The sequence below is a fragment of the Thermosulfurimonas marina genome (assembly GCF_012317585.1).
Lineage (GTDB): Bacteria > Desulfobacterota > Thermodesulfobacteria > Thermodesulfobacteriales > Thermodesulfobacteriaceae > Thermosulfurimonas_A > Thermosulfurimonas_A marina.
The window spans coordinates 1,551,477-1,570,760 of sequence record NZ_CP042909.1 but is presented as its reverse complement, the minus strand read 5'-3'; the positions used below and the strand labels follow the sequence as shown (position 1 = coordinate 1,570,760).

At 59.9% G+C, this 19,284-nt stretch carries 21 protein-coding genes, 2 tRNA genes and 1 pseudogene; 8 read left to right on the top strand and 16 right to left on the bottom strand.

Annotation, left to right across the window (positions count from 1 at the left end):
* The first annotated feature begins 27 nt into the window (after nt 1-27).
* Together FVE67_RS08190 and FVE67_RS08185 are read left to right on the top strand one after the other, a co-directional pair.
* Nucleotides 28-1,584 carry a bifunctional aminoglycoside phosphotransferase/ATP-binding protein gene (locus FVE67_RS08190; RefSeq protein ID WP_168720113.1) on the top strand — a complete coding sequence of 519 codons (1,557 nt, stop codon included), beginning with the start codon at nt 28-30 and terminating at the stop codon, nt 1,582-1,584.
* Nucleotides 1,581-2,714, top strand: coding sequence for a putative DNA modification/repair radical SAM protein (locus FVE67_RS08185; RefSeq protein ID WP_168720112.1), 1,134 nt, complete (start codon nt 1,581-1,583; stop codon nt 2,712-2,714). The genes FVE67_RS08190 and FVE67_RS08185 overlap by 4 nt, the downstream gene beginning before the upstream one ends.
* 1 nt (nt 2,715) lies before the next feature.
* Here the strand turns inward: FVE67_RS08185 and FVE67_RS08180 are convergent, their stop codons facing one another.
* The 4 genes from FVE67_RS08180 to FVE67_RS08165 are packed head-to-tail and all read right to left on the bottom strand — an operon-like array spanning nt 2,716 to nt 5,003.
* A complete protein-coding gene (locus FVE67_RS08180) occupies nt 2,716-3,039 on the bottom strand; it encodes a c-type cytochrome (protein WP_168720111.1) in 324 nt (107 codons plus the stop codon).
* Nucleotides 3,036-3,644 (bottom strand): ribosome biogenesis GTP-binding protein YihA/YsxC, encoded by a 609-nt coding sequence (gene yihA / locus FVE67_RS08175; protein ID WP_168720110.1) that lies wholly within the window; start codon nt 3,642-3,644, stop codon nt 3,036-3,038. Before yihA ends, FVE67_RS08180 begins: the two co-directional genes overlap by 4 nt.
* 1 nt (nt 3,645) lies before the next feature.
* Nucleotides 3,646-4,593 carry a DUF362 domain-containing protein gene (locus tag FVE67_RS08170; RefSeq protein ID WP_168720109.1) on the bottom strand — a complete coding sequence of 316 codons (948 nt, stop codon included), beginning with the start codon at nt 4,591-4,593 and terminating at the stop codon, nt 3,646-3,648.
* A 2-nt stretch (nt 4,594-4,595) separates the two neighbouring features.
* Complete coding sequence (locus FVE67_RS08165; RefSeq protein WP_168720108.1) at nt 4,596-5,003, bottom strand: hypothetical protein; 408 nt, start codon at nt 5,001-5,003, stop codon at nt 4,596-4,598.
* Nucleotides 5,004-5,071: 68 nt separating this feature from the next.
* Here FVE67_RS08165 and FVE67_RS08160 point away from each other — a divergent pair, with 68 nt between their 5' ends.
* The 3 genes and pseudogenes from FVE67_RS08160 to FVE67_RS09280 form a co-directional block, all read left to right on the top strand.
* Nucleotides 5,072-5,935, top strand: coding sequence for an AAA family ATPase (locus tag FVE67_RS08160; RefSeq protein WP_168720107.1), 864 nt, complete (start codon nt 5,072-5,074; stop codon nt 5,933-5,935).
* Complete coding sequence (locus FVE67_RS08155) at nt 5,936-7,747, top strand: DUF5682 family protein (protein WP_168720106.1); 1,812 nt, start codon at nt 5,936-5,938, stop codon at nt 7,745-7,747.
* A gap of 57 nt (nt 7,748-7,804) precedes the next feature.
* Nucleotides 7,805-8,236 (top strand): annotated as a pseudogene (locus FVE67_RS09280) (flavodoxin family protein); the annotation flags it as partial.
* 38 nt (nt 8,237-8,274) lie between these two features.
* Here the strand turns inward: FVE67_RS09280 and FVE67_RS09415 are convergent.
* From FVE67_RS09415 to FVE67_RS08140, 3 genes are all read right to left on the bottom strand, one after another.
* Nucleotides 8,275-9,138, bottom strand: a complete 864-nt coding sequence (locus tag FVE67_RS09415) for an acyl-CoA dehydratase activase (RefSeq protein WP_168720105.1) — start codon at nt 9,136-9,138, stop codon at nt 8,275-8,277.
* Nucleotides 9,135-10,394 (bottom strand): double-cubane-cluster-containing anaerobic reductase, encoded by a 1,260-nt coding sequence (locus FVE67_RS08145; protein ID WP_168720104.1) that lies wholly within the window; start codon nt 10,392-10,394, stop codon nt 9,135-9,137. Before FVE67_RS08145 ends, FVE67_RS09415 begins: the two co-directional genes overlap by 4 nt.
* Nucleotides 10,395-10,425: 31 nt before the next feature.
* Nucleotides 10,426-10,511, bottom strand: a tRNA-OTHER gene (locus FVE67_RS08140).
* Between the two features lie 98 nt (nt 10,512-10,609).
* On the opposite strand from FVE67_RS08140, the gene galE reads away from it, so the two are divergent.
* Nucleotides 10,610-11,599, top strand: coding sequence for a UDP-glucose 4-epimerase GalE (galE, locus tag FVE67_RS08135; protein WP_168720103.1), 990 nt, complete (start codon nt 10,610-10,612; stop codon nt 11,597-11,599).
* Between the two features lie 53 nt (nt 11,600-11,652).
* Here galE and FVE67_RS08130 read toward each other — a convergent pair.
* From FVE67_RS08130 to FVE67_RS08090, 9 genes are all read right to left on the bottom strand, one after another.
* A tRNA-Ala gene (locus FVE67_RS08130) sits at nt 11,653-11,728 on the bottom strand.
* 42 nt (nt 11,729-11,770) lie between these two features.
* Nucleotides 11,771-13,318, bottom strand: coding sequence for a glutamine-hydrolyzing GMP synthase (guaA, locus tag FVE67_RS08125; protein ID WP_168720102.1), 1,548 nt, complete (start codon nt 13,316-13,318; stop codon nt 11,771-11,773).
* The gene (locus FVE67_RS08120) at nt 13,308-13,796 is read right to left on the bottom strand and encodes a phosphate-starvation-inducible PsiE family protein (protein WP_168720101.1); all 489 of its coding nucleotides are present in this window, start codon (nt 13,794-13,796) and stop codon (nt 13,308-13,310) included. Before FVE67_RS08120 ends, guaA begins: the two co-directional genes overlap by 11 nt.
* The gene (pth, locus tag FVE67_RS08115; protein WP_168720100.1) at nt 13,793-14,398 is read right to left on the bottom strand and encodes an aminoacyl-tRNA hydrolase; all 606 of its coding nucleotides are present in this window, start codon (nt 14,396-14,398) and stop codon (nt 13,793-13,795) included. The genes FVE67_RS08120 and pth overlap by 4 nt, the downstream gene beginning before the upstream one ends.
* 6 nt (nt 14,399-14,404) lie before the next feature.
* Entirely contained in the window at nt 14,405-15,016 is a 612-nt protein-coding gene (locus tag FVE67_RS08110) for a 50S ribosomal protein L25/general stress protein Ctc (protein WP_168720099.1), read from the bottom strand.
* Nucleotides 15,017-15,037: 21 nt separating this feature from the next.
* A complete protein-coding gene (locus FVE67_RS08105) occupies nt 15,038-15,985 on the bottom strand; it encodes a ribose-phosphate pyrophosphokinase (RefSeq protein ID WP_246167882.1) in 948 nt (315 codons plus the stop codon).
* Nucleotides 15,967-16,812, bottom strand: coding sequence for a 4-(cytidine 5'-diphospho)-2-C-methyl-D-erythritol kinase (gene ispE / locus FVE67_RS08100; protein ID WP_168720098.1), 846 nt, complete (start codon nt 16,810-16,812; stop codon nt 15,967-15,969). The genes FVE67_RS08105 and ispE overlap by 19 nt, the downstream gene beginning before the upstream one ends.
* The gene (locus FVE67_RS08095; protein ID WP_168720097.1) at nt 16,809-17,078 is read right to left on the bottom strand and encodes a DUF1844 domain-containing protein; all 270 of its coding nucleotides are present in this window, start codon (nt 17,076-17,078) and stop codon (nt 16,809-16,811) included. The genes ispE and FVE67_RS08095 overlap by 4 nt, the downstream gene beginning before the upstream one ends.
* A 14-nt stretch (nt 17,079-17,092) precedes the next feature.
* A complete protein-coding gene (locus FVE67_RS08090; RefSeq protein ID WP_168720096.1) occupies nt 17,093-17,461 on the bottom strand; it encodes an FmdB family zinc ribbon protein in 369 nt (122 codons plus the stop codon).
* Nucleotides 17,462-17,532: 71 nt separating this feature from the next.
* On the opposite strand from FVE67_RS08090, the gene FVE67_RS08085 reads away from it, so the two are divergent.
* Nucleotides 17,533-18,540: a hypothetical protein gene (locus FVE67_RS08085; protein WP_168720095.1), complete on the top strand. Its 1,008-nt coding sequence runs from the start codon at nt 17,533-17,535 to the stop codon at nt 18,538-18,540.
* Complete coding sequence (locus FVE67_RS08080; protein WP_168720094.1) at nt 18,537-19,283, top strand: rhomboid family intramembrane serine protease; 747 nt, start codon at nt 18,537-18,539, stop codon at nt 19,281-19,283. Before FVE67_RS08085 ends, FVE67_RS08080 begins: the two co-directional genes overlap by 4 nt.
* The last annotated feature ends 1 nt before the right edge of the window (nt 19,284 follow it).

Sequence of the window (19,284 nt, the reverse complement as noted above, 5' to 3'; positions counted from 1 at the left end):
AAGCAGGCGTGGTATAGCCTCTCTAAGATGCTCAAAATAGAAGATCTCCTGCGGCCCGAGGCCTATCCCCATCGACCCCAGAAGGTCGAACTCCGTCAGACCCATATTTCTTGGGTCTTCCTGGCCGACCACCTGGTTTACAAAATAAAAAAGCCGGTCAACTTCGGCTTTCTGGATTTTACCACCCTGGAAAAACGCCAATATTACTGCGAGCGGGAGGTGGTCCTCAACCGCCGGCTCTGCCCGGAGATCTATCTCGGAGTAGTCCCGGTGATGGAGACCGAAAGGGGGCTGGTTTTGGAGGCCGAGGGCCGGGTGGTGGACTGGGCGGTAAAAATGCGCCGGCTTCCGGAAGAGGGCATGATGGGACGCCTCATCGCCGAAGGTCGCCTCCGTCCGGAACACATCGATCTCCTAGTACGCAAGCTGGTCCCCTTCTTTCAGAAAGCGGAAACCGGTCCGGAGGTCAACCGTTACGGTTCTCTGGAGACCGTGCGCTTCAACGTGGAGGAAAACTTCGCCCAGACCCGGGATTTTGTGGGTCGGGCCCTCTCCCGCCTGCGCTACGAGCACATCGTCTCCTGGTCGCGAAGGTTTATGGAGGAAAAAGCGGAGCTTTTCGCCCGCCGTATCCGCGAGGGGTTCATCCGGGACGGACACGGAGACCTCTATTCGGCCAATGTCTGCTACGACGACCTGCGGGAGGTCTATGTCTTTGACTGTATCGAGTTCAACGAGCGCTTTCGCTGCGGAGACGTAGCCCAGGATCTGGCCTTCATGGCCATGGATCTCGACTTTCACGCCCTTCCGGAACTCTCTCGGCGCTTCATCGAAGGTTATGTAGAGCTTTCCGGGGATCAAGGACTTTACGAAATTCTCGATTTTTACAAGTGCTATCGGGCCTATGTCCGGGGAAAGATCGGCTGTTTCACCTGGGCCGATCCCGGGGTCCCGGAGGATGAACGGGAAAAGGCCCTGGCCGCCGCCCGGCGTTATTTCGATCTCGCCTATGGTTACGCCGGAGGCCGGCCCTTCCTCCTGGTGGTCTTTGGCCTTTCAGGAACGGGCAAAAGCCTCCTAGCCCGGACGCTTGCGGAAAGACTTCTGGCCGTCCATTACAATTCCGACGTGGTGCGCAAGGAACTGGCCGGGCTTTCCCCCACAGAACACCGCTACGAGCCCTTCGAGTCGGGTCTTTACTCCCCGGAGATGACCGAGCGCACCTACGAGGAACTCCTCCGGCGGGCCGCCAGGGACCTTTCCGCCGGCTGGGACGTGATCCTGGACGCCACCTATCGTTCGCGCGCCCATCGCCAGGCCCTCCTGGAGCTGGCCCGGCGGCTAGAGGTGCCGGTCCTTTTCGTGCTCTGCGAGGCCCCGGAGGAGGTGGTGCGGGAAAGACTGGCCCGGAGGTCCAGGGAGGAGGGAGAACCTTCGGACGCCCGCTGGGAGATCTATCTGGCCCAAAAGGCCCGCTTTGAGCCCCCGGAAGAGCTCCCTCCAGAAAATCTCCTGCGCCTTATCACCCTCGATCCCCCGGAGACCCTCGCCGAACGCCTGGAAGCCCGGCTCTCCCGGCTATGACGCCCTGGGAAAAACTGGAGATCCTGGGTGCGGCGGCAAGCTACGATCACTCCTGCACCGGAACAGGACTTTCCCCGGAACTTCCGGCCACCCTTGAAGGCCGCCGCCGGCTTCCCGGAATCTACTTGGCCCAGACCTCTTCGGGCCGCAAGCTCCCCCTTCTCAAAGTCCTCCTCACCAACCGCTGCCGCTTCCACTGTGCCTACTGTGTAAATCGGGCGGGGGCCTCCGGTCCTCGGGCAGCCTTTGAACCCCGGGAGCTGGTGGAGGTGGCCTTGGAGCTCTGGCGGCGGAGACTCATCCAAGGCGTTTTTCTTTCCGCCGCGGTAGAGCGTTCAGCCGACGAGACCATGGAGCGCATGCTGGCTACGGCCCGGCTTCTCCGCCGGAGCTACGGCTTTTCCGGCTACCTCCACCTGAAGATCCTTCCCGGGTCTTCCCCGGAATTAATAAAAGAAGCCGTACACCTGGCCACCCGGGTAAGTGCCAATCTGGAGTTCGTCCGTGGGGCCACGCTGAGGCGCCTGGCCCCGGAGAAAGAAAAGCGCCGGCTGGTGGCGGCCCTGGTCCAGGCCCGGGAGGCGGCCCTGGAGGCCGGGAAAAGCCCCTCCCTAACCACCCAGGTCATTGTAGGAGCCGGCCCGGAGACGGACTACGACTATCTGCGCCTGGCCCAGAATCTTTACCGTCAAGGGCTCCTTTCCCGCATGTATTTTTCGGCCTATCTCCCGGTGAGCCGCCATCCCGCGCTCCCCTCTCCGGAGACCCTACCGCCGGTGATCCGGGAGCGCCGACTCTATCAAGCCGACTACCTCCTGCGCCTTTACGGCTTCACCTACGAAGAGTTGCTGGCCCCGGGAGAAAACCTCCCCCTGGATCGGGATCCCAAAGAGGCCTGGGCCGAAAGACACCCGGAATTTTTCCCCGTGGATCTGGCCCAGGCCCCCTATGAGGAACTGCTACGAGTCCCGGGTTTGGGTCCCAAAACCGCCCGGCGCATCCTTCAGGCCCGACGGGAAGGGGGCCTCACCTTCGAAGGCCTGCGTCGGCTGGGAGTAAGACTTTCCCGGGCTGCGCCCTACATCCTCCTGCGCGGAAGACGACCCCCCACCAATCTCCACCTCTTCTGAGTTATTTCTTTTTGAAGGTCTCCCAGACGTATTCGGCGATGGCCCGGGCCTCCTCGTCCGAAAGCCTCTTTTCCGAAAACCGAGGCATTCCCGGACCGGGATTCCGCATCTTCTCCACGATACCCTCCGGACCCTGGATACCATTTTTGAGAAGGGTCTCCCGGTCGAGAGTCTTTTTGGGGTGAATCACGTTGCGCCCCCCGGGATGACAGAAACCGCAATTCCGGGAAAAGAGGGCCTTTCCGTCAGGCTTGCCCCCTCCACAAAAGCCCGGAGAGACTATCACCAGAGTAGCCAACAACCCTGCCCCTAAGAATCTTTTCATCTTTTACCTCCCAATTCTTTCTTAATTTCTAGGGCTTCTAAAATTTTATTTTTTACAGATAACACTCCCTCTCCGGTACGACAAGAGGTAAGGAAAATTTTCTCCGGTGGGAGTTTAAGGGTAGCCTCCCAGCGCTGACGGGCCCGGGGGATCTCTGTCTTGCGCAGGCGATCCATCTTGTTAAGGACGGCAATGTGGGGACGCCCTAAGGCCCTCACGTACTCCAAGAGGCTCTGGTCCAGGGCATCCGGCTCCCGCCGCAGGTCAAAGATAAGGACCAGGAGTCTGAGGGGGCGAGGGGCCGAAAGATAGCCCTCCACCAGGTACTTCCAGGCCTGTTGCACCCGGGGAGGAACTCGAGCAAAACCGTAGCCCGGAAGGTCCACCACCAAAAAGCGATGGTCCACCCGGAAAAAATTGAGGGCTCGGGTAAAACCCGGGGTGGAAGAAACCCGGGCCAGCTTTTTCCGCCCCAGGAAGGCGTTGATCAGGGAAGATTTCCCCACATTGGAGCGGCCCAAAAAGGCCACCTCCGGAAGGCCCGGCACCGGAAGCTCCTCCGGCCGAACCACGCTCTTTACGAACTGAATCTCCCGGAAAGACATCCTAGGAAAATTCCTTAATTCCCAAAAAACCGGACCGCAAGCGCAGGAGAAGGCGGCGAAGCATTCCCCGCAGGAGACGCAGGGGATGAAAGGTTACCGGGGAAAGCCTCAAGGGAAGTTGGAAATCCGAAAGATCCGGAAGATCCCCTTCCACCACTGCCTCCTCGGGACGGGCTCCGAAAAGCCGAAGATCCAGGGCCGTCTTCCACAGAGGGACCTTCTCTGGAGAAAGGCCCAGGGCCTGATAGAGGACGGTATCTAAGGCCAGGGGATGGCCGGAAGCAAAAAGGTAGCCTAGTTTCCGAGGCCGCCCCCCGGTGGGACCCTGGCCCTCCATAGCTACCACGGCATCCAGCAGATTGAGCCCCACCGGCAAAAGCTCCGCCACCTCAAGAATCATGCGAAAAAAGAGATCTCCTCTTTCTCCCAGGCGCGCGTGCAGCAGGGGTTTCTCAAGCCCCACCACACAGCCGAAAAGATTTTTCACCGCTGCGGTAAGAAGGAGCTGATTGTGGGCCTTAAGCCGGGGAAGATTCACCAGGAGATCCGCACACAGGGCCTCCCGGGCCAAGCCTACGGTAAGGCCACAGGAAAGGGCCACCCGGACCTTCTTTCGGAAGGAGACCAGACGCACCGGAAGCCCTTTAAGGGCCGCAAGGAGCCCCGCGGCCCGGGCCACGGAGCGGGTGGTGCCGAAGGCCGGGGAGTCCCCTACCCGGACCTCCGCCCCCCGCGCCAAAAGCCCCTCACAGACCGCACGCACGGTGGCCGGATGGGTACAGGAAAGGGAGGCCTGCCGAGGGGCCACCAGATTGGGCTTTACCAGGACCCGAGCCCCGGAAAGATCTCCCGGTAAAAATTGTTCAAGGGCGACCTCCACCGCCCTCCGGAGACTTTCTTCGGTGTAGTCCTCACAGGGGAGGACCAGGACCTTTTCCGGAGCAAGCAAGCCTAGTCTTCCCAGGGAGGGCCGTGCTTACACTTGTGCTTGTGCTTCCACTTCTTGCATTTACACTTGTACTTCTTGAGGAGTCCGGGAGGAATGCGCTTAGGCTCAGCTACCTCCCAAGGACCTTCAAGGCTTGCGGCCATCCACCAGTGGTCTCCCTCGAACTTAAAGAAGAACCCCTCCCAGAAATAGATCCCCTGCCGCCCGATCACCACATAAACCCCGAGATCCCGATCGAACTCCAGCTCCACTCCGCTGGGGTGTTTCTTCCGGTAGCCCCAGGCCGGGGCGTGGGGTGGAGGCCCGGGTTTGACCGTGGGCTGGTTATAGATGACCACGGTCTCCGGAGAGCCAAAACAGCCACAAAGCATCCCCAACAGGAGTCCCCCTACAAGGTAGCGGACCTTCATACAACGCCTCCTCCGAACGGCCTTTTCGCATTATACTATAAAAAATCCCGAAAGAGCCGAGGAGCAAAATGGAGAAAGTAACTCTGGAAGGCGTAACCCTTCATCTGGCCCATCCTGACGAACTTCCCCTGGTATGCGTGGGGCAGGAAGATATTTTGGGACAGATCCTGGCGGCCTGGATGGTGGTGGACGAGCGGGACTTGCCTCTCAACCCCCGCCTGGTGGGCAAACCCGGGGCCGGAAAAACCACCTTGGCCTATGCGGCCGCTAAACGGCTCGGCCGCGAGGTTTATATCTTTCAAGCTACGGTGGACACCCGCCCGGAGGACCTCCTAGTCACCCCGGTAATCTCCGAAGAAGGGCGCATCAAATACATGGCCAGCCCCATCGTCACGGCCATGATTCGCGGGGGAGTGGCCATCATCGACGAGGCCAACCGCATGAGCGAGAAGAGCTGGGCCTCTCTGGCCCCTCTCCTTGACGCCCGGCGCTATGTGGAATCCATCGTGGCCGGGGTCAAGATTAAAGCCCACCCGGATTTCCGGCTCTGCGTGACCATGAACGAGGACGCCTCCACCTTCGATCTTCCGGAATATATCGACTCCCGCCTTAAGCCCATCATCTACGTGGATTTTCCGGAGGCGGAGGAGGAAAGGGAGATCCTGAGGGCCAATCTACCCTTCGCCGAGGAAGACCTCCTGAACTACCTGGTGACCTTTCTCCAGGCCGCCCACCGCCATGGAGAACCCTACAGTGTGCGGGACGGAGTCAACATCGGCCGCTATGCCCTCAAACGCCTGCGGAGCCTTGCCGGCCATCGCACCCTCAAGGAAGCCCTCCGAGAGGCCGTGGTGGCCGTACTGGGGCCCGAGGCCTTAAATTATTTCCCGGGAGAGGAAAGGTCTCAGCCCTCCCGCCTGCGCCCGGTCTAGATGCTCGAACAGACTCTCCGGGGAGCTCGAGTCCGCATCTTTCCGGTGCTCCATGGGCGTCTGGAGTTTGCCCAGGCCGTGCGGGCAGAGTTGCGGGCCTTTCGCCCGGAGGCCGTAGCCCTGGAACTGCCCACCTTTTTCGAAGGTCCTCTGCGCAGGGCCCTCAAAAGACTTCCCCTCCTTTCGGTGATCGCCTTCCGGGACCCCGAGGGGACCGAGGTCTATTTCGTGGTGGAACCTGCCGAGGCCCTAGTAGAAGCGGGACGCACAGCCCTGGAAGAGGGGTGGGAGATCTTTCCGGTGGACGCCACCGCCCCGGACTACCCGGAAAATACAGAACCCCTTCCGGACGCCTATCTGGTCTCGCGCCTCGGCTATGGGCGCTATGTGGAGGAGGCCCTGCAGGTAGACTTTCCGGCCACCGAGGCCGACCACCGGCGAGAACTCTTCATGGCCCGCAGGATTCAGACCCTGGCCGGACGCTTTCGACGGGTGGCGGTAGTCTGCGGGCTGGCCCATGCCCGGAGGCTTGCCGAGCTTCTGTCTCGAGAAGACCTTCCCGAGCCTCTTCTACGGGCCAAGGCCGAGGGCCTGGCCCTTTTTCATCTAAGTGCCGAGAGCTCCCGGGAGGTGCTCTCCGAGCCGGCCTTTTTCCAGGGTTGTTACGAGGAAGCCCGAAGGGAGGATCGGCTCCCTCTAGATCGTCTGGACCTTCAAGAAAGACTGATCGAAGAGGCCGAAAGGGCTTTGGAGCGCGAGTTCCGGGAACGTTTGAGTCCTCAGGCCCGCAGGGTCCTGCGACAGTTTGCCCGCAATCAGGCCCTTCTTTCCGGACGCCTCACCCCGGACTTCTACCAGCTCGTGGTGGCCGCCCGGGGAGCCGGAGGAGACGATTTTGCCTGGCACCTCTGGGAGGTGGGCACCCGCTATCCCTACCAGACCGAAACTCCGGAAATCGTCCCCCTGGACCTGCGCCTGGAGGATCTCCAGCGTCCGCACCGCCGGGTGCGCTTCCTCAAGCGTATGCGCCCCCTCCATCTCCGCCGCCGGCTCCGGCCCCTTAAGCGGCGCCCGGAAAAACGTCCCGGTGAATTTAAAAAGGCCTGGAGGGGAGAGATCATCTGCTCCTTTCCCCCCGAAGACCTGGTTATCGAAAACTTCGGCCGAGAGGCCATGCGCCGGGCCCTGCGCGTGGTCTCCGAAGAACTGCGCCGGGTGGAACCCTTCACCGCCTCTCTCAAAGATGGACCGGATCTGCGGGAGACCATCCGCCGCTGGCATGAAGGAAGGCTCTACGTGGTGGATGCCCCGGTGGCCCCGGGCCGGGCCGGCTCGGTGGTGGTCATCTTCGAAGAGGACGAAGGCCCGGAAGAAAAATATCCCTGGAAACTCACTTGGCACGGAGAACACGAAGAAGAATCCGATATGGCCTTCTACGCCACCCCACCCGGAGAGGTGGTTATCGGCCCCGGGATCTCCCGCTGCGTTTACGGAGGCTTTATGCTCACCTACCCTCCCATGCGGGTCTACGACATCTGGACCGACCCCTTCTTTGAATTCGCCCGCACCAAGGCGGAACGCCTTCTGGTGGCGGCCATTGATTACTCTCTGGAACGTTTCGTGGTCTATGTGGCCCGCAGGCCCCCTTCGGCCCTGGCCAAAAGATTTGCCGCCCGTCAAGGCAAACGGGTCATCTACCTCCCCTTGGGTTCCTTTTCCGCCCTTTACCTGCGGCGTCTGCGTACCTTTCACGTCCTCGAAGGGTATCACGTGCGGACCTACGCCCACGAATACATCGGCGACCGCTCTTAGGCCTTCCCAAGGATCTCCTTTTAGTTTAGAATTTTTCAAAACTTAAAGGAGAGGGCCATGAGGATTTTGGCCTTTAACGGGAGCCCGCGAAGGGGAGGCAACACCGACCTTCTCCTGGCGGCCTTTGTGCAGGGGGCGAAGGATGCGGGGGCGGAGGTCCGGCGGTTTGATCTCTACCAGATGGACTTTCAGGGCTGTATCGAGTGCGGAGGGTGCGACCGTACGGGAGAGTGTGTCCTTGAGGACGATCTCGCGCCCCTCTATCCCGAATTGCTCGCCGCCGAAGTCATCGTCCTGGCCTCGCCTATTTTCTTTTACAACCTTACCTCTCGGACCCAAGCCTTGATCGAACGTTCCCAGGCCCTTTGGGTCCGGAAATATGTCCTGAAGAACCTTCCGGAGGGCCGGCGCCAGGGACTCTTTCTCTCCTTGGGGGCCACCAAAGGGAAAAAGCTCTTTGAGGGCGTCCAGCGGGTAGTGCGCTACTTTTTCGACGCCCTAGGGGCGGAATACCAGGGAGGACTCTTTTATCGCGGGGTGGAAAAACGCGGGGCCATCAAGGAACATCCCTCGGCCCTGTCCGAGGCCGAAGCCTTGGGGCGGGCCGTAGCCGGGGGAGAGCCTCCAGAGGCCTGGCCCACGATCCGCTCTTCAGCCCCATAAAGGGCCGCCCCCAGGGCCCCGGTCATCTGGGGAGCCTCCGGAACCAGGACGGCAAACCCCAAAGCCTCCTCGAGGCCTTTCACCACCGCCTGGTTCAGGGCCACCCCTCCGGTAAAGACCAGCGGGGCCTCCGCCCCTACCCTTTTGAGAAGGCCCAGGGCCCTTTTAACGATGGCGGTGACGATTCCCCGGGCGAGGCGCTCCGGGGCCTCCCCTCTTCCGATAAGACCCACCACCTCGCTTTCGGCAAAGACCGTACAGAGGGCGCTGAGATTCACCCCTTGATCCGCAGAAAGGGCCCATTGCGCAAGCTCCGCCAGGGAGACTCCCAGGGCCGCGGCCATAACCTCTAGAAAGCGCCCGGTACCCGCGGCACAGCGGTCGTTCATCTCGAATTTCACTACCCGTCCGGAATCATCCAGGCGCAGGGCCTTGCTGTCCTGTCCTCCGATATCCAGGATGGATCGGACCTCCGGAAAGAGGTGTTTCACCCCCAAGGCATGGGCCCGGATCTCGGTGAGGGTCTCGGCCCCAAAAAGCTCCCGGGCCAGGTTGCGCCCGTAACCTGTGGCCACCAGACGTTCGAACTCCAACCCCGAAAGGAGGGCCCGCAATTGCTCCGGAAGGCGGGCCGTGGTCTCCTCCCGGTGGGCCTCCACCACCCGCCCCTCTTCCAGCACCACTATTTTTACCGTCCGCGAGCCTACGTCCAGCCCTACCACCTTCATGAGAGCATCTCCAGGAAGGCTTCAATCCGCGTGCGCAACTGCTCCCGATCCTCGGGACTGTAGTCGGTCTCCAGCCGAAGGACCGGAACCGGACTTTCCCTTTCCACGAGGTAGGACTCTACGGTGTAGGGATCGCAGAACTTGAGGGCGTAGTGGATCACCCCCTGGGCCCCGCTCTGAGCGACCATGGAGGCCAGGTGCCGGCGTCGCTCCGGGTTGGGGGTAAAGATGGCACAGTCGATCTTGAAGTATCTCTCGGCCAAGGCCCGCAGGAGCCCCTTTCTGGAGGTCTCAGAGACGGCCACAAGCTCTCCCACATACCGGGAACCCACACAGGATTCCTCTCCCACCACCACCGCCCCGGAGGTTTCCACTAGATGGGTGACCTTCCAGTTGGGAATAGCCATGGGACAGCCGGAAAGGATGATCCGTGGGGTCCCCGGAGGGCAGACTCCCTCTCCAGCCTTTACTCGCTCCTCCAGTTCATCACATAGAGCCTCCAGCCGAGAGGAAAATCTTTCGGGGTCGTCAAAGAAGGCCAATTGATGGATGAGGAGGGCGTCCCGCCCGGAAATAGGAGGAGGATCGTTGAACCGCAAGCGATTCAGCCGCGCCAGGGCCTTTCGTTTGCGATTGATGAGTTCAATGGCCTCCCGCAGCTTTTGAGGCGAAAGGGCTTTCCCCAAAACCTCCTCCAGATGATTCACAAAGCGCCGGATCTCTTCCAGCCAAAGGGTGAAGCTCGCCTCATCCTTACGCTGCGGGACCTGCATCACGTAGAGGGGTTTATAGGCCTCGAAGATCTCGTAGGCCTTCTTCTTACCGTCACAGGTGGTCTCCCCCACCAGGAAATCACAGACCTCCATATAGGGGCAGAGGCGGGCTAGCTTGAAGCCAAAAAAGGCCTTGATGAGGGGGCATAGATTCCGGGGCAGGAGCTCCTCTACCTTTTCTGTGGCCACCTCCACCCCGGCACACAGACCCACACAGGCCCCTCCGAGAGCCCAGATCACCTCCTTGGGCACGAAGACACAAAAGGTTCCCACCACCGGGCGCCCGCTTTCCCGGATCTGCAAAAGCTCCGCCACCCGGGCCCCGTGGATGTCCGCCACCACAGAATCGAAATAACCCATACCTTCCGGACGATTCTCCTGGGAGAGAAAGACCTCCTGGTAAAGGGGACCCAAGGCCTCAAGGAGCGCCCCATGGGCCTCTAAATCCAGTCCCAGAGCTCGCCAAAGATCCTCCCGGTCCATCTCCGATCCCTCCTTTGTCCCTCTTTCAGGCCGGGGCTGGAATCGAACCAGTCAGCACCCCTCTCTCCGGGGGCCCACGGGGTTTGCAGCCCCGGGGGAGCACCAGCCCCCTCTCCCGGGCAATTGATCCCAAATTTTTATTACAGAAATAGACTTTGTCAATAGATATTAGGATCGGTTCCCTTTTCTTTGGGGCAGGGTTATGTTTAGGGACCATGAAGGGCGCAAGGGTCTTGGTTGCCGGAGGGGCGGGCTATATCGGCTCCCACGTGGTGAAGCTTCTGGGAGAGGCGGGTTGCGAGATCCTGGTCTACGATAACCTCTCTACCGGAAAGGAAGAGGCCGTCCTTTACGGCCACTTAGTAAAAGGCGACCTGGGAGACCGCAGGACCCTAGAGAAGGTCTTCCGAGAATTCCGGCCGCAGGCGGTCATGCACTTTGCGGCCTCCATCGTGGTCCCGGAAAGTGTAAAGTTTCCCCTCCGATACTACCGCAACAACGTGGTTCATACCCTAAATCTTCTTGAGGCCCTGGAGGTCTCGGGCTGCAAACTTTTCCTCTTTTCTTCTTCAGCAGCGGTTTATGGAATTCCCAAAGAGATCCCCGTCACCGAGGAGGCTCCGCTTGCGCCCATCAATCCTTACGGAGAGACCAAGGCTACGGTGGAAAGGATGCTGCGGGATCTTGCGGCCTCGGGTTGCGGCTTCCGTTACGTGTCGCTGCGTTATTTCAATGTGGCCGGGGCCGACCCGGAGGGGCGCATAGGTTTTAACTATCCTGAACCCACCCATCTCGTTATCCGGGCCCTCAAAGCCGCCAAGGGCGAAATCCCGCAGCTGGAGATCTACGGAACGGACTACCCCACCCCCGACGGCACCTGCATCCGGGATTATATCCATGTAACCGATCTGGCCGAGGCCCACCTGGTGGCCCTGGACTACCTCCTTTCCGGAGGCGAAAGCGAGGTCTTCAACTGCGGCTATGGCCACGGATACTCCGTAAGGGAGGTGGTGCGCACGGTCAAGGAGGTCACGGGAAGGGATTTCCCGGTGGTGGAGGCCCCCCGCCGGCCCGGAGATCCCCCCATTCTAGTGGCCGATTCCCGAAAGATCCGGGAAAAACTGGGCTGGAAGCCCCGCTACGACGACTTGGCCTTCATCGTAAAGACCGGCTGGGAGTGGGAAACTCGCCTCTCCGCAAGCTAAAAGAAAATCCGGGCCAGATCTGCCTTTGGGCTATAAAAGAGGACATCGAGGACTGGTGGAGCCGGTGGGACTTGAACCCACGACCTCGTGAATGCCATTCACGCGCTCTCCCATCTGAGCTACGGCCCCACGCGTTTCAAAGTTAACCGGCCCCTTTCCCCCTGTCAAGCGCTATTCCCATTCGATAGTGGCCGGAGGCTTGGAAGAGATATCGTAAACTACCCGGTTTACCCCCTGGACCTCGTTGATAATGCGGTTGGAAAGGCGGGCCAGAAGGTCATAAGGGAGCCGGACCCAGTCGGCGGTCATGGCATCCTGACTTTCCACACACCGGATGGCCACTACATACTCATAGGTTCGATAGTCGCCCATGACCCCCACCGTTTTTACCGGTACCAGGACGGCAAAGCTCTGCCACACCTTGTAATACCAGCCGCTTTCCAGCATCTCTTCGGTGACAATGGCGTCGGCCTCCCGGAGGATGGCAAGCCTCTCCTCGGTGACCTCCCCAAGGATGCGGATGGCCAGCCCCGGACCGGGAAAGGGCTGGCGCCAGACCACCTTTTGGGGAAGCCCCAGTTCCCGGGCAATCTCCCGCACCTCATCCTTGAAAAGCTCCCGCAGGGGCTCAAGAAGCTTGAGCTGCATTCGTTCGGGAAGTCCGCCCACATTGTGATGGGTCTTGATGGTGGCCGAAGGCCCCTTGAAAGAAACGCTCTCAATGACGTCCGGATAAAGAGTCCCTTGAGCCAGCCAGCGCACATTTCCGATCTTGCGGGCCTCCTCCTCAAAGACCTCGATAAAAGTGTGGCCGATAATCCGCCGCTTTTCCTCCGGATCGGTCACCCCCCGCAATCTCTCCAGGAATTTCTGCGAGGCATCTACATAGCGCACCTTAAGCCCCAAGGAGCCCATAAGTTCCAGGACCTCTTCCGGCTCGTTCTTGCGCAAGACACCATTGTTTACAAAGATGGGGACCAGGCGCTCTCCAATGGCCCGATGGACCAGGAGGGCGGTGACCGTAGAATCGATACCCCCGGAAAGGGCGCAGACTACCCGCTCCTCCGGCCCTACCTTCTCCCGGATCTCCCGCACGGCACTCTCAATAAAGGATTCCATAGTCCAGGTGGGAGAACAGCCGCAGATGCGCAGGACAAAATTGGCTAGCACCTCCCGGCCGATCTCCGTATGGGCCACCTCAGGATGGAACTGCACCCCAAAGAGGGGTTTTTGGGTATGACGCATGGCCGCATAAGGGGAGTTTTCACTTTCGGCAAGGGACACAAAGCCCGGAGGGAGCTCCTCAAGGCGGTCCCCGTGGCTCATCCAGACCCGATAGGTACGTCCAGGGTCCAATCCATAAAAGAGGTCTTCCGTAGAGAGGATCCGGAGTTGCGCCGGTCCGTATTCTCGCTTGAGACTCCGCTCTACCCGGCCTCCGAGGAGGTGGGCCATAAGTTGCATACCGTAGCAGATCCCCAGGATCGGAACCCCGAGATCGAAGATTTCCGGAGACACGGTGGGCGCTCCCTGGTCGTAGACGCTTGAAGGACCTCCGGAAAGGATGATCCCCTTAGGGGCGAAGGCCCGGATCTCCTCAACCGAGGCCGTGCAGGGCTTGATTTCACTGTAGACCTTGAGCTCCCGCACCCGGCGGGCGATAAGCTGGGTGGTCTGGGAGCCGAAATCCAGGACCAGAATGGCTTCTTCAGGACGCATCTTTTCTCTCCCTCCGACGTCTCCTGAGCATCATCACCGCCCCCACCAGGGCCAGGATGAGGACCCCCACCAGGGCCATTTCCACCAAATAGAGTTTGACCTTTCCCGGACCCACCGCCCCGTGAGAGATCTCAAAGGAGAGAATAAGGAGCCTCCGCACCAGGGCGATGATGGCCACCATAAGAAAGGGCTCCACGCACTGGAGGTGGTACTCCTCCCCAAAGACAATCTGCACTGTGTAGAGGATCTCCAGAAACATGAGGGCAATGAGAAAACGGTCGATGACTTTGAGGACCCCCAGGGCGAAATCTTCATAAGCGAAGGCCTGAAGGAGGGCGTGGTAGCCGTCGTAGATCACCTCCAGGGTGGCCAGGATCAGGCCCACGGCCACCAGGATGTAAAGCACGCGCTCGGCCTTAAGAAAGGTGTCCTGAAACCAGATGTCTAGACGAGATCTTCCCTTTCTTCTGGGGTTCATAGGAACTCTCCTACGCCTTGAGGCCCTTTTTTATTTTGGGGGGCTTCCCGGCGATTGTAAAGACTCATGACCTTGAGAAGGCCTTTTTCCGGAAGATCTTTGAGAGCTGCCAGGGCAAGATGAACCATTCTCTCCACCCGGGCCCATTCCTCCGGCTCAAACTCCGAAAGTACATAATCCCGCACCGGAACCCCGGCCGGGGGACGACCGATCCCGAGCTTGAGACGCGGGAACTCCTCGCTGCCCACCGCGGAGATCACCGAAAGAACCCCCCGATGGCCCCCAGCCCCTCCCTTGGGGGCAAATTTGATACGCCCGAGGGGTAGATCCAGATCGTCGTGGATCACCAAGAGTCTTTCCCGCGGAATAGCGAAATGCTCCAGGGCTGGAGCCACAGCCTCTCCGGAAAGATTCATGTAAGTAAGAGGAAGAAGAAGCCAGGCCCGACCGGGCCATTCCCCTACCAGGGCCTTAAGGGCCGGGACCTCCCTCCAGGAAAGTCCCAGCTCCTCGGCCAGGGCCTCCAGGACTATCCAGCCCAGGTTGTGACGGGTGCGGGCATACTTCGGGCCGGGATTCCCCAGCCCCGCATAAAGCCACATGTCCCCTTAGGCAGATTCTCCGGTCTCCTCCTCGGCGGTCTCTTCGGCTTCGGCCTCCACCTCTACCACCGTGACCACCGGCTCGTCCGGATCCTCGGCAAACTTTACCCCCTCCGGGGGAGTAAGATCGCGCACGTGGAGGGTATCCCCGAGGTCCAGCTCCGAAACATCGATCACGATCCGGTCCGGAATGCGGTCCGGCAAACAGGAGACCGTAATCTCGTGCATGATGATCTCCAGCAGACCCCCTTTCTGCACCCCCTTGGCCTTTCCGGTAATCTCCACCGGGACATCCACCTCCACCGGCCGATCCATACGGATTTCGTAAAAATCCGCGTGAAGGATCTCGTCGGTCACCGGATGATATTGGAGCTCCTTGATCAGGGCCAGGTGCTGTTCCCTTTCTCCGTTCTTCTCCACCGTAAGATTGAAGATCAGCTGTTCGCCCCGGTGACGCTGAAGAACCCGTTTGAGCTCGCTTAGTTTGACCGTAAGGGGTAAGGGGTCGGTCTGGGGCCCGTAGAGGATGGCCGGAACCAGGCCCTGTTTGCGCAATTTCTTGGCCACTTCCTTTCCGGTGCGGGCACGATATTCCGCGGTAAAGGGCACCTGTCTCATGGCTCAAAACCTCCTCCCGTATTAGACAAAAAGCGAACTTACGGAATCATCCGCATGGATGCGGCGAATGGCCTCGCCCAGGAGCTTGGCCACCGAAAGAACCTTGATCTTTTTAACCTTTTTGGCCTCTTCCCGCAAGGGGATGGTGTCGGTGACCACCAGGGACTTGAGGGCCGATTTTTCAATGCGCTCCACCGCCGGTCCCGAAAGCACGGGATGGGTGGCCATCCCGTGGACCTCCTTGGCCCCCCGCTCCTTTATGGCCTCGGCGGCTTTACACATGGTGCCTGCAGTGTCCACCATGTCGTCCAGGATAATGGCCACCTTGCCCTTCACCTCGCCCACCACGTGCATGACCTCGCTCTGATTGGGTCCGGGACGGCGTTTGTCCACGATGGCGATCCCCGCATCCAGACGCTTGGCATAGGCCCGGGCCCGTTCCACCCCACCGGCATCCGGAGAGACGATGACCAGATCTTCGTCCCGGAAGTGCTCCCGAAGGTATTCCAGAAGGACCGGAGCGGCAAAGAGATGGTCTACCGGGATATCGAAAAAGCCCTGGATTTGTCCGGCATGGAGGTCCATGGTCAGCACCCGTCGGGCCCCGGCTACCGTGATAAGATTGGCCACCAGCTTGGCGGAAATAGGGGTGCGCGGGGCGGTCTTCCGATCCTGCCGGGCATAGCCATAGTAAGGAACTACCGCGGTAATCCGTCGGGCGGAGGCCCGGCGTAGGGCGTCGATGATAATGAGGAGTTCCATGAGGTGTTCGTTAACCGGGGTACAGGTGGGCTGGACCACAAAGACATCCGCTCCCCGGACATTTTCTTTGATCTCCACAAAGATCTCTCCGTCACTAAACCTTTTGATCTCCATCAGTCCCAAAGGAACGGCCAGGTACTCACAGATCTTGCGGGCCAGCTCCGGATTGGCCGTGCCGCTAAAGATCTTCAGGTGATTGATGAACATGGGTCTCCCTCCTTAAGGTTGGTGACCACGAAAAAGCGGGCCTCGGGGAATCTTTGCGCCAGTTTTTCCACCGCCCGCTCAGCCTCGGCCCTTTCCCGAAAGGCCCCGAAAAGGGCCGAGCCGCTTCCGGTAAGGTGCGCAGCCAGGGCCCCCGCGGCCTTAAGAGCCTCGGCCAGTTCGGCCGCCTCCGGGTAGGCCTCAAAAATGAGGGCCTCGAAATCGTTCACCAGGCTCTCCCAGTAAAAATTTTCCGGGGCATAATTAAGCGGCCTTTTCCTTTTTGTCAATTTCAATTGGGCATAAGCCCAGGCCGTGGAGACCCGGAAGGAGGGCACCGCCACCACGTACCAGGCGTGAGGGGTGGGCCAGGGGGTAAGCCTCTCCCCCAGCCCCTCCCCCAGGGCTGTGGCGTAGGGGGAAAGAAAAAAGGGCACGTCGGCCCCGAGGCGCACCCCCATCCGGTAAAGGGCCTCCGGGGAAAGATGGCCGGGGTAAAGTCGGGAGAGCCCCTGCAGGACGGCTGCGGCATCGCTGGAGGCCCCGCCAAGGCCCGTTCCCGGGGGAATGCGCTTGCGAAGGCGAATAAAGACCCCGCCCTCTACCGCCGCCTCGCGGAAAAAGAGTTCCGCCGCCCGAAAGCAGAGGTTCTCCCGGCCCCCCGGGGCCTCTCCCTCCACCTCCAAGGCTATCCCCGTAGCCTTAAAAAGCTCTACCTCGTCAAAGAGGGTGATCTTCTGGAAGAGGGTCTGCAGATCATGATAGCCGTCTGGACGGCGGCCCAGGATCCGGAGAAAGAGATTGAGCTTGGCCGGGGCCAAAAGCTTCATCGGGTAAGCTTGATGAAGCGCAAGCGGAGCTCGTAGAGGATACTTTCGAGAAGCCGCTCCTCATCCGGCGAAAGGTTCCCCCGAGTCTTTTCCTTGAGCATATCCAGGGTGTCAATGGTATGCTTGGCCAGGGTAAGGTTGACCTCCTTGCGGTTGGTCTCCGGATGGGGAATCTCCCCCAGATGGATGAGGGCCGTGGCGTTAAGGGAAAGAATAAAGGTGCTGAAGGTTACCGGAGGCAGCCAGTCACATTTCTTTTCGTCCATCCTTTCTCTCCTGGTCACTTTTCTTTCTTCTTGGTGATCACCAACTCCGTTCGAGAAACATAGCCTCCTTTTAGCGGCTTTCTTTCGGAAAGGGCCTCATGGAGGCGCTTTACAGCATCGGTTTTCACATATTCCTTGGCCATAGAGAGAAAACGCCGGGCATCCCGGACCTTTCCGTCAATAAGATAATCCCGAGCCCGTTTGAGGACGGCTCTTTCCCTCTCGCTGCGGAAGCCGGAGGCGTCCTGAAAACCAAAAAGGGAGGGCAGTTTCATGACCCGGGTCTCCCCGCAACGGGGACAGGGAGGAAAGTCTTCGCCTATCTTCATCAAACGTTCAAAGACCTCTCCACAGATCTCGCAGCGGAATTCGTAAAGGGGCATGGCTTTTCCCGTACCAGTCTTTGTGGTAAAAATAAATTTAACACTTTCCCAGAGGAAAGAAAGGGGAGGTCATGCCGCTTTTGGCCCTGGATTGCGAAGGTCCAGTAACTTTGAACGACAACGCCTACGAATTTACCGCGGCCCTCCTTCCGCAGGGTGGGGAGTTCTTCGCCCGGATCTCCCGCTATGACGACTATCTGGCGGATGTGGAGCGTCGCCCGGGCTACAAGGCCGGAGACACCCTGAAACTCATCCTTCCCTTTCTTAAGGCCTACGGGGCTACCAATCGGGCCCTGCGGGAGTTCTCCCGGAAGACCCTGCGGGTGCTGCCCGGGGCCGCGGAAACCCTTAAGTTCCTCAACCAACTTCTTCCCACCTTTATCATCAGTACCAGCTATCGGCCTTATCTCGAAGCTCTCGGTGAAGTTTCCGGTTTCCCCTTGGAGCGAGTCTTCTGCACGGAGGTGGACTTTGAAGCGGTGAAAATCCCGGAGGCCGAGGCCCGTCTTCTCCGAGAATGGGCCGAAAAGATCCTGGAACTTCCTCTGATCGAAATCCCGGAAGGGGCCCGAGGGTTTGAGGACCTTCCTCCCGAAAGCCAGCGGGCGGTGGAGGTCCTGGAGGAGATCTTCTGGCGGAAGCTTCCGGAAATGGAAGCCGGGCGTTTCCTGGAGGAGGTCAATCCGGTGGGCGGAAAGGAAAAGGCCCGGGCCCTGGAGACCGCCCTCTCGGAGACCGGATTCTCTCCTTCAGAGGCCCTCTATATAGGAGACAGCATTACCGATGTGGAAGCCTTGGAGCTCGCGCGGGAGGGCGGAGGAGGGGCCGTGGCCTTTAACGCCAATCGTTACGCCCTGCGGGTGGCAGAATTTTACGTCCTTTCCGAAAGGGCCACCCCGGAGGCGGAACTAGCCAAGGCCTTTATCGAAAAAGGGAAAGAGGGGCTGATCGCCTTGGCCCGCAAGGAGGCCAAAGACTACGAATTGGGCCTGGTGGCCGAGGCCGGAAAAGACCTGGTCTCCCGCAGCGAGGCCTTTCGCAAAGGGGTACGAGGGAAAGCCATAGGGGCCTTAGGATGATCCCCATCCAGGATATCCTCCCTCGTCGCCGGGTCCCCCTCATAACTTGGGGACTTATCGCCGTAAACGGCCTGGTCTTTTTCCTGGAGGTATCTCTTCCCCATCACAGCCGGGAACTCCTTTTCCAGTATCTAGGACTCATCCCGGCCCGCTTCACCCATCCCGATTGGGCTGCGGCCCAGGGTTTTCCACCCGGGGCCTTCCTCACCCTTTTTACCCATCTCTTTCTTCACGGAGGCTGGGTACATTTTCTAGGAAACATGTGGACCCTCTGGATCTTCGGGGATAACGTGGAGGACCGCATGGGCCACCTGCGTTTTCTCCTCTTTTATCTCCTCTGCGGGCTGGCGGCGGCTCTCACCCACCTTTTTATGCACCCCGACTCCACCGTCCCCACCATTGGGGCCTCGGGGGCCATCTCTGGAGTGCTGGGGGCCTACTTCGTCATGTTCCCTTTCGCCCGGGTCATTGTCATGGTCCCCGTCTTTTTCTTTCCCTTCTTCTTTGAAGTCCCGGCCCTCCTTTATCTGGGCTACTGGTACCTCTTGCAGGTCTTCTCCGGCACCCTCTCTCTGGCCCTTCCAGGAGAGATAGGGGGTGTGGCCTGGTGGGCTCATGCCGGAGGGTTTCTGGCCGGAGTCCTCACCCATCGCCTCTTCTGTAGGGCTTCCTGTGGATATTTCAAAGACGAAGAGGTCCCCTGGGGACCGGTGGTTTCCTATTTTGATCGGTTAAACCGTTAGG